Source organism: Vibrio sp. R12-SW3-ISO1 (genome assembly GCF_059834005.1).
The window spans coordinates 1-8,069 of the sequence record NZ_JCBDGK010000030.1 but is presented as its reverse complement, the minus strand read 5'-3'; the positions used below and the strand labels follow the sequence as shown (position 1 = coordinate 8,069).

Here is an 8,069-nt window from a genome sequence, read left to right as displayed (position 1 = left end):
CCATCTTGGTGTACGCCAATGTCGACGAAGGCGCCAAAGTTGGCCACGTTCGACACCACCCCTTCCAGCACCATACCCGGTTCCAGATCGGTGATTTTGTTGACGCCTTCAGCAAAGGTCGCGGTTTTAAACTCAGGGCGAGGATCTCGGCCCGGTTTGTCGAGTTCTTTGATGATGTCGGTCACCGTTGGCAAACCAAAATGCGCATCGGTGTAATCCACCGCACGCAGATCGCGCAGGAACGCACTGTCGCCAATCAGCGATTGAAGCGACACGCCATTTTTCTCTGCGATGTTTTTCACCACAGGGTACGCCTCTGGGTGTACCGCTGACGCATCAAGTGGGTTTTTGCCATCCATAATGCGCAAAAAACCGGCACACTGTTCAAACGCTTTGGGCCCCAAACGCGCGACTTTTTTCAAGGCGCTGCGCGTATCAAATCGGCCATGTTCATTGCGGTATTCGACAATGTTTTGCGCCAGCGTGCTACTTAGGCCCGCCACGCGCGTCAAAAGCGCCGGTGAGGCGGTATTGACATCGACACCAACCGCGTTCACACAGTCTTCCACCACCGCGTCCAAACGCTTGGCCAACATCGCTTGGCTCACGTCATGTTGGTACTGACCGACACCAATCGATTTAGGATCGATTTTCACCAGCTCAGCCAAAGGATCTTGCAAGCGACGCGCAATCGACACTGCGCCGCGCAGCGATACATCCAGATCGGGGAACTCTTTCGCCGCCAACTCAGACGCCGAATAAACCGAAGCACCCGCTTCACTGACCATGATTTTCTGCACTTTCAATCCATAGCGCTTGATCAGATCCGCGACAAAGCTGTCCGTCTCACGCGAGGCGGTGCCGTTACCGATCGCAATCAAGTCCACCTGATGCTGCTTAACCAGCGCGGCCACCACTTGGCCTGCTTTGTCGTATTGGTTTTGTGGTGGATGCGGATAGATGGTCTCAGTGGCCAGCACTTTACCTGTGGCGTCCACCACGGCAATTTTGGAGCCGGTGCGCAGACCCGGGTCGAGACCGAGTGTCGCGCGCGGACCCGCCGGTGCGGCCATCAACAAATCTTTTAGGTTAGTGGCGAACACTTCAATAGCGTCGATCTCTGCGCGCTCTTTCAATGCGCCCATCAGTTCGGTTTCCATATGCATGGCAATTTTGATGCGCCATGCCCAGCTCACCACTTGTTTGCGCCATCCATCGGCAGGGGCATCGCTCAGTGACAAGCCGTAGTGATCGGCGATGAGGGTTTCGCAATAGGATTGACGCACGCCCTCTTCCTGGGCAGGGTCTGCGTCCATGGTCAGCGTGAGGAAGCCTTCATTGCGGCCTCGCAACATCGCCAAGGCGCGGTGAGACGGCACTTTGGCGAGCGGCTCGCGGTGATCAAAGTAATCTTTAAACTTCTCACCGTCACGCTCTTTGCCTTCAACAACGCGTGAGACCAACTCGGCGTGGCGGGTTAAGTAGGCGCGCACCTTTTCCAGTAAGCTGGCGTCTTCCGCCAAACGCTCCATCACGATAGCGCGCGCGCCATCGAGCGCCGCTTTGCTGTCGGCAATCCCTTTACTTTCATCGACGTAGCGCAGCGCTTCACGCTCTGGATCGTGTTCAGGATGATGCCACAAGGCATCGGCGAGCGGCTCGAGCCCCGCTTCAATGGCGATTTGCCCTTTGGTGCGACGCTTAGGTTTGTAAGGCAGGTATAAATCTTCGAGGCGGGTTTTGCTGTCCGCTTGTTCTATCTGCGCTTTCAGCTCCGGGGTGAGCTTTCCTTGATCGTGAATCGATTTCAGAATGGTCTGACGTCGGTCATCCAGCTCACGCAGGTAAGATAAGCGGCTATCTAGGGTACGCAGTTGGGTATCATCGAGTCCGCCGGTCACCTCTTTACGGTAACGGGCGATAAACGGCACCGTGTTGCCATCATCAATCAGCTTGACGGCAGACACGACTTGCTCAGGGCGAACATTCAACTCCTGAGCGATCAATTGGCAGAGTGCTTGGCTCATCCGTTGGCTCTCATTTTTCTCTTTAATGGGCGATATATTGGGGTGTGCACGATGAAATGCAACGATTTTCCATTCGAGACGCATCGCACCTCAAACAGTATCAAGGTCAAGATAGTCGCCAAACTGGTTGGCAATTGTGTGAAAATTGTGTCAGAACTAGAAAACGTCACGAACTTAATCACTCAGCACCCCTCTCACTCATTTCAACGAGTGACATTCACTAATCATGATGGAAATGCGATGAAAAAACTCTGGTTCAGTCTCTCCTTAACGCTTCTTTCCCTGTTGGCGCCGACGTATGCGCTGGCAGACGCCGCCTACGTCACATTTGATACGCGCATCGACGCGACCACTGATGCGCCCATCACCCGCCTCGAGGAAACATTGGTGCTCGGTCGACTCGAAAACGTCACCTTGAGCGTCAAAGATGAGCAAGGGCAAGCCGCTCTTGAAGGGGTGCCCTTTGCCGGCAAAATTGATACAGGCGCGGACACCACCTCGATGCACGCCATCGATATTCACGTCTCCAGCCAACATCCGGACTACGCCCAGTGGCAAGATGAAGACTTGATGCGCGCGCTGGTCAAAGACGTCGAGCAAGTGCGCGACATTAATTACAACGATTGGAACCGAGCGGTGTTTGAGCCGTATCAAGTCAGCGTGCGCTTTTCCATCATTCACCCCTATAGCGGAGAGCGCGTCACCTTGGCTCTACCCCTCGAGCGTGTCGGCGTGATTCGCAGCCGCTCCAGCGCAGAGCCCATTTTGCGCCCGACGGTCAATGTGCCGCTGACCATCGCCGGCACGACGGTGGAGACCGACGTCAACTTAACCGATCGCAGTCAGTTTTCAGCGCCAATCTTGATTGGTAAAACGTTCCTCAAAGGTCACGCTTGGGTGTTTGCCGGCGCCGACCATCTGCAAACGTGGAACAGCGCGCAGATGATTGGCCGCAAAGAGACGGTAGAGATTGACGGCGTGGCGCAGCACGTCAGCTACTCGTTAAACGCCGCCTACAGTGCGCTCGATGCCAGTGACATTGACGTCAGTGACGATGGCATGCACGTGCGTTTTACGATTGAAGGCCCACAAGGCGAGCGCAAAACGCTCACTCGCCCGGTGATTCGCACGCTTAAGGTGAGCGGCAAGTCGCGCCCTATGGTCTACGTGCCTGTCACTCTCGGCGAGCAACAGAGTCAGCAGTGGCTGGTGTATCTCACCGATCGCCACCACAAGAGCAGTGACATTCGCCTCGGTAAACAGACGCTCAGCGAGCACTTTGTGATTGACCCAAGCGCGACGGATCTATTGGCCGGCAAAGCGCAAACGCTCTCGAGTCGTCAAGCGCAAGCGGCGCTTCAAATCACGGGGCAAGAAACGCTGCTGCTCGATGGTATCGCCCTACCCGCCGAGGTCTCTTGGACGGTGGGCACACCGCTATTGAAAGTCGCCAGCTTTGAGACCTATCAACAAAACGGCAAAGAGTGGGTCACTTACTATCTCAATGACAGCAAAAGCGGGCTCAATGACAACAAGGGCGAGGCTAAGCAGTTCTCCAAACCGATCCATAAAAAACTCAAAGTCGGGGAGACTACGCGCCCAGTGGTGTTTGGCTCGTTTATGTTAAAAGGGCAAGAGGTGGAGCTGCCATACGCGATTGAGGTGCTTGGCGATAAAGAACCGCACGAGCACTTTATCATCGGCCGCAACATGACCGAGGGTGGCGTGCTGATCAACACTCGCAGTGAAGAATTACTCAGCCGCTACCCGCTGTTTAAAGCCGGCCACATTGAAGTCGCGCAAGTGGAAGGGCTCACCTTCCCAGTGAAACTCGATACCGGCGCTGATGTTTCCTCACTGAACGCGCAAAACATCGAGCGCTTTGAACGTGATGGTCAAGCCATGGTGCGTTTCGATTATGAAAACGATCAGGGTGATAAAAAGACCTTCACCCTGCCGGTGGTGCATGAGATGAGCGTGCGCGCCAAAAAAGGCGAGCAAGCCAACGTGCGTCCAGTGGTGGAAATGCGCGTCAAGCTCGGCGAGCTAGAGAAGAAGATTCGCGTCAATTTGCAAGACCGCGACCGCTTCCACTACAGCATGATTTTGGGCAAGAACTTCCTCAAATATGGCGTGGTGGTCAGCAGTGATGATGACTATCTAGTGACGAAAAAGCCAAGCAGCGAGTAATATAATAGGCCGGTAAAGCGGTTCAATAACTTGGATTACAGCAGTGAAAACAAAACTCATCACCCGCGAAGGATACAACAAGCTCAAAGCAGAGCATGACCATTTATGGAATGAAAAACGTCCGGAAATAACCAAAATAGTCACCTGGGCGGCCAGCCTTGGCGATCGCTCTGAGAACGCGGATTACACTTTCAACAAACGCTTGCTTCGCCAAATCGATCGCCGAGTGCGCTTTCTTCGCAAGTTTCTCCCTGAGGTGACCATCGTTGACTACTCGCCGCAACAAGAAGGTAAAGTCTTCTTCGGCGCGTGGGTCGAGATTGAGAATGAAGCGGGTGAGGTCAAAACATTCAGAATTGTGGGGCCGGAAGAAATTTATGGCGACGCCAAAGATTACATCTCCATTGATTCACCGATGGCGCGCGCGCTCCTCAAAAAAGAGGTCGATGACGAATTCACCGTTCGCACCCCTGAGGGCGATAAAGAGTGGTTCATTAACGCCATCAGCTACCAGAAGCCTGAATGTTGATACGCGTCTCTCACCGACCCTACGATTAAGATCCGGTTTAATATCAAAAAAGTCATACTCGCTAACAATTCTTTGCACCACTTTGCGCGGCGCTCTGTTACATTTTACTGTGCGCCCACTCAAATCGACTCGGTCGCATTGGAATGACATAGGTGGATTCACACATGCAAGAAAATCACAAAATCCTCGTCGTGGATGACGATGCCCGTTTGCGTGCATTGTTAGAACGTTACTTGTCTGAACAGGGATTTCAGGTACGCAGTGTCGCCAACAGCGAACAGATGGATCGTTTATTAACCCGCGAGAACTTTCATTTGATGGTGCTCGACCTTATGCTCCCTGGTGAAGATGGCTTGTCGATTTGTCGCCGTCTGCGCAATGCCGGCAGCTCACTACCGATTCTGATGCTCACCGCCAAAGGCGATGAAATCGATCGCATCGTGGGCCTCGAAGTGGGCGCCGATGACTATTTGCCTAAGCCGTTTAACCCACGTGAGTTGTTGGCGCGCATTAAAGCGGTGCTGCGCCGCCAAACAGTCGAGCTGCCAGGCGCGCCAAGTTCTGCTGAGTCGATTGTTGAGTTTGGTGAGTTTCGCTTAAACCTCGGCACGCGTGAAATGTACCGCGGCGAGGAAGCGATGCCGTTAACCTCGGGCGAGTTTGCGGTACTCAAAGCGCTCGTGACCAACGCGCGCGAGCCGATGTCGCGTGATAAACTGATGAACATGGCTCGCGGCCGAGAGTACTCCGCGATGGAGCGCTCCATCGACGTTCAGATTTCACGTCTGCGACGCATGTTGGAAGTCGATCCCAGCAAGCCAAGATACATTCAAACCGTTTGGGGCTTAGGTTATGTCTTTGTCCCGGATGGCAAAGATGCCTAAGCGGCTAGAGATCGGGGCGCGCCTACCCAAGGCGTTCCCCACCCCCTAGCCACCCTTCGGACCCGCTAGGAAAACCCCATGCGCATTCGCAGCTCATTCACTCAATCGATTCTCATCTTTCTGACCTTGCTGATTGCCAGCCAAGTCTACTCCTATTACGCCGTATTCAACTATGCGTTGATGCCCAGTTTGCAGCAGTTCAATAAGATCCTCGGCCATGAGATCAATTTGATGCTCGACGATACACAAAACTTGGACAGTGAGCTCGATATGGACGCGCCGCTGCGTCGCCGAGTGCTTGAGCAGCTTGGTGTTACCATCCACGCCGAAAACAGCCCGATTGCTGCGGAGTACGAGCATGCGGTGACCATCGATTTGATGAGCGAGGAGATGAGCCAAGAGCTAGGCTCGGCAACCGACGTGCGGATGATGCTTGGCACTGACAGCTACGTGCTGTGGATGAAGATCGAGTCCTTGCCCGGCTCGCTGCTGCGCATCCCGCTCTCTGAGCTGCAAGAAGAGGATTTCACGCCCCTATTTCGCAACAGCGTCATCATGGCGCTGCTGATTGTTGCTGGATGCTGGCTGTTTATTCGCTTACAAAACCGTCCGCTGATCGCACTAGAAAAAGCGGCCAAGGTGGTGGGTCGCGGTGAAATCCCACCGCCACTGGTGGAGCAAGGCGCCTCAGAGATCCGCTCGGTCACACGAGCGTTTAATCAGATGTCAAAGGGGATTCAGGCGCTCGAAGAAGATCGCGCGCTGCTGATGGCAGGGATCAGCCACGATTTACGCACGCCGCTGACGCGCATTCGCCTTGCCACTGAAATGATGTCGCCCGAAGACAGCTACTTGGCTGAAGGTATCATCAGCGATACCGAAGAGTGCAACGAAATCATCAGCCAGTTTATGGATTACCTTAAACCGGTGAATAAAGAGTCGTTTGTTGAGGTGGCACTCAATGAGATTGCCAGTGACGTCGCCAGCGCAGAGGGCGGCTATGAGATGGAAATCGACACCCATTGGCACCCAGCGCTCAAGCCGATCAGCGGCAGCCCGATTGCCATTAAACGAGCGATCAGCAATCTCGTGGTCAACGCCGTCCGCTACGGCAACGGCTGGGTGAAAATCTCTACCGGCATGACCGCCGACAGCAAACTGGCCTGGGTATCCATTGAAGACAACGGCCCCGGCATCAAGCAAAGCGACATCGGCAAATTATTTGAACCCTTCACCCGCGGCGACACCGCCCGCGGCAGCGAAGGCACCGGACTGGGCCTTGCCATCGTCAAACGTATCATGAGCCAACACAGCGGATCGGTGATCGTCAATAACCGCAGCGGCGGCGGATTAAAAGTGCAGTTGAGTTTTCCGGTGGAAATCGGAGTGCCTAGAAAAAGAAGTGCCTAGGAAAATAAGTTCCTAGAAAAAGAAGTTCCTAGTTCCTAGAGGTAAGAGCCTAGAAAAAGAAGTTCCTAGTTCCTAGAGAAAACAGTGCCTAGAGAAAACAAGTTCCTAGTCCCTAGAAATCACCCTCTAGGCACTAGGAACTAGGAACTAGGAACTAGGAACTAGGAACTAGGCACTAGAAACTAGGAACTAAAAACTTCACCACCTCCCCCCATATTCAAACGCGTACTTTCCGTCCGTTGGCGCAGGGAGCCATTTTAGCTGCTCTTGGAGTGCTGGGGGGAAGTTGGGTTGCGGTGTGAACCAGGCGCGGGTTTGGTAGCGGCGATCGGGGGTAAGATCGAGCGTGAAGGCGCTCTCGACCTGATCGCTTTGCTGATTGCCTGCGACGCTCAGCGCGCTGTCTTGACAAGTAAACGGCGCGACAACAGGGCCTGTGGTTAATTCGGCGATCGGCGTGCCGACGCCTTGAGTATTGAGCACCACGCTGCCTTTCGCCGAGCGGCACCACGGCGCTTGATAATCCCAGTGCTGGATATTGAACTCCACCTGCCCTTGCACATCGAGTGGTACGGGTGGGCGAGGTAGCCAAGGTGTGATTTTCTCAACGGAGAGACTGGCCACCACGTTTTGTGCGAATGCGCCTTGGCGATTGAGACCCAGTGTGCCGCGGCCCACGACAAGGCCGCCGCCTTGGCCCACGCGCACTTGCGCTTGTAAGCGGCCACTGAAAAGCGCGCCGATATCAAGCGACCAATTCACTGCGCCCAAATCGTAGCGCTGCCAACGCACTTGCGCCGCGCGCCCTTGCCAAAGGGTGCCTTGAATGCCATCGACACGCAGCTGCGCTGGGATGGCGGCATACTGGCCTAAGGTGTGATAAACAAACGATGCCGGCATGTGCACCAACGCGCTCAAGCCAAATACACCGAGTAAACCTGCGCCGAGCAGAAGCCGTTTTTTCATCCCTCTACCCCTTTACCAACTGTAAGCGGCGCACGTCTACTACGCCCTCTTGCTTGCCTCTAT

At 54.5% G+C, this 8,069-nt stretch carries 6 protein-coding genes; 4 read left to right on the top strand and 2 right to left on the bottom strand.

All coding sequences use genetic code 11. The features are described from left to right. Positions 1-2,027, bottom strand: a 2,027-nt coding sequence (locus tag AC6R0R_RS08910) for a Tex family protein (protein ID WP_500626435.1), incomplete at its 3' end; no start/stop codon positions are given. A 240-nt stretch (positions 2,028-2,267) separates the two neighbouring features. On the opposite strand from AC6R0R_RS08910, the gene AC6R0R_RS08905 reads away from it, so the two are divergent. The 4 genes from AC6R0R_RS08905 (at position 2,268) to envZ (ending at position 7,040) form a co-directional block, all read left to right on the top strand. Further along, positions 2,268-4,217, top strand: a complete 1,950-nt coding sequence (locus AC6R0R_RS08905) for a putative ATP-dependent zinc protease (protein ID WP_500626434.1) — start codon at positions 2,268-2,270, stop codon at positions 4,215-4,217. 43 nt (positions 4,218-4,260) lie between these two features. Further along, a complete protein-coding gene (greB, locus tag AC6R0R_RS08900) occupies positions 4,261-4,746 on the top strand; it encodes a transcription elongation factor GreB (protein WP_500626433.1) in 486 nt (161 codons plus the stop codon). Positions 4,747-4,910: 164 nt separating this feature from the next. Beyond that, the gene (gene ompR, locus AC6R0R_RS08895; protein WP_500626432.1) at positions 4,911-5,630 is read left to right on the top strand and encodes an osmolarity response regulator transcription factor OmpR; all 720 of its coding nucleotides are present in this window, start codon (positions 4,911-4,913) and stop codon (positions 5,628-5,630) included. Positions 5,631-5,708: 78 nt separating this feature from the next. Further along, complete coding sequence (envZ, locus tag AC6R0R_RS08890) at positions 5,709-7,040, top strand: two-component system sensor histidine kinase EnvZ (RefSeq protein WP_500626431.1); 1,332 nt, start codon at positions 5,709-5,711, stop codon at positions 7,038-7,040. 198 nt (positions 7,041-7,238) lie between these two features. Here the strand turns inward: envZ and AC6R0R_RS08885 are convergent, their stop codons facing one another. Then, positions 7,239-8,006: a type II secretion system protein N gene (locus tag AC6R0R_RS08885; RefSeq protein ID WP_500626430.1), complete on the bottom strand. Its 768-nt coding sequence runs from the start codon at positions 8,004-8,006 to the stop codon at positions 7,239-7,241. Positions 8,007-8,069 lie beyond the last annotated feature (63 nt).